Annotated in this window: 1 protein-coding gene and 1 pseudogene; one reads left to right on the forward strand and one right to left on the reverse strand. The window is 68.9% G+C overall.

Annotated features, from left to right (window positions below):
- Positions 1-59: 59 nt before the first annotated feature.
- Positions 60-551: a hypothetical protein gene (locus OTB19_RS42615; RefSeq protein WP_267804235.1), complete on the reverse strand. Its 492-nt coding sequence runs from the start codon at positions 549-551 to the stop codon at positions 60-62.
- Positions 552-706: 155 nt separating this feature from the next.
- Between OTB19_RS42615 and OTB19_RS42620 the strand changes: the two are divergent.
- Positions 707-1,772, forward strand: a pseudogene (locus OTB19_RS42620) (helix-turn-helix domain-containing protein).
- The last annotated feature ends 88 nt before the right edge of the window (positions 1,773-1,860 follow it).

Below are 1,860 nucleotides of genomic sequence, written 5' to 3' on the forward strand. Positions count from 1 at the left end.
GCCAAGATGGACGACTACATGATCAAACGGAACGAGACCGCCCGCCCCTTCAAGTGGACCTACGCCGCCAGCCCCCTCCAGGAAGCCTGAACCCCCCTCCACGAACTTTCGCGGAGCAGCACTAGGGCTGGTGTGGGGTTGGGTCTGAAGCGGCGGCGGACTGGCACCGGGCCTGGCCCGCTGGGGCCGTGGCCCACCGGGCGGCGCCTGCCGGGTCCCCGGACCAACAGCAGCCGGGCGTCGGCCGCAGCGATCTGGGCCTGCCTCGGGGCCGCTATGTCCTTGGGGCCCAGGTGGGAGGCGGCCGGCAGGACGACGCCGTAGGTGTCGGGCAGTTCCAGGACGTCGATCAGGCCGGTGAACGCCGCCGCCGGCCCGCTGCCGGAGTCGCGTTCGGTGAACACTCCCGAGAGCGTCAGCTCGTGCTGGCGGCAGTACTCCGCCAGAGCCTCATTCAGGGCCATCTGGCGGGCTGGGGAGACCCGGACCAGACGCAGGTAGCCGTAAACGACCGGACCGCTGACGTCGCGATGCTCGGTGAGGGGTTGCATGCTGATGTCCGTCCAAAGGTCCGGCGGCTGGTGTCACTGCTCAGCCTGAACCTGCTCCAACGCTGCGGAAATGACCGCCTGTTGTACTTCCGTTGCACTTGTGTCCCCCCGCTCGTGCGGGCCGTGCTTCGATGGCGGCAGGAAGGGAGCAACGTGTGGCGACCGTGCACCACTGGACAGGCCTGGAGGCCAAGGCCCTGCGTCTCGCGCTGCGGCTGAGCGTCCGATCCTTCGCCGGCCAGCTCGGCCTCGGTATCAGGAACGATCTCCAAGTGGGAGAAGCTCCTGGCCGCGACCGAGCCCCGTCAGGACACCCAGGCGATCTTGGATACAGCCCTGGCCCGCGCGGATGCCGCCGCCCACCTCCGCTTCGAGACGTTCTTGTCCGAAGCCGGCCGGACCACTCCCGCCACCAGTGCCCACAGGGTGACCGCGAGTGGGCCGCTGGCCTGGGAGTACGAGTCATGGACCGACGATCTCGACCGGGCCGTGGTGGCTCTCTCCCGGCAGGATTTCACCTTCGCCGACAGCCTGATCCGCCGCTGGCTCGGCCGGTTCAAGCCGACCACGCTCGATGACAAGGGCCTCTATCTCTTCGCCCGCTCAACTGCCCTGCTGGGCGATCTCCAACGCGACCAGGGGGCCGTGATCGGCCCGCTGTCGGCCCAGCACTCCTATGCCTCGGCGAAGTCCTTGTTCGGGCAGCTGGACATTCCCCGCCGTGTCGCCCAGCTCGACCTGTCCCTCGCGGTCGTTGCGGAGATGTCGGGACGGCTGGAGATCGCCGCCCACCAGTACGAGTCCCTGGCCGTCGACGACCGGCTCTCTCGCCGTGACCGGGCCCGTGCCCGGCTGTGGGTGGGAACGGCTCTAAGCAAGGACGGCAACCACAGCTATGCCTCGCGCGTCATGCTCGCCGCGACGCGGGAGTTTGAGGACCTCGCCGAGCCCGAGGACTGGTCGGTGGCCCATCAGAAGCTCGCTCTGGCCCACCGTGGGGCCGGCGACCTGGCCTCGGCCCTGCACCTCATCTCCATTGCCCGCAGCACGGCCGCCACCGACGCACCGATGCAGCGGGTCCGCTTGGAAACCGCCCACGGCCACATCCTCCTGTCCGACGCCGCCACCCGCGATGATGGCCTTCACGTCCTCGACAAGGCTGCGCGACTGGCCGGGCAGTTCGGCCTAAGTGGTCTGCGTCGTAAATCCTTCGGGGGTTGACGTCGGGCTTGGCGTGCGCTTGCCCGTGTCAGGTGTCGAGACCGGTGAGGTGGAGGTGGCAGGCGGTGTCGAGTGCGTCCTCGGGGGT

Source organism: Streptomyces sp. H27-H5, assembly GCF_026627505.1.
Classification (GTDB): Bacteria; Actinomycetota; Actinomycetes; order Streptomycetales; family Streptomycetaceae; genus Streptomyces.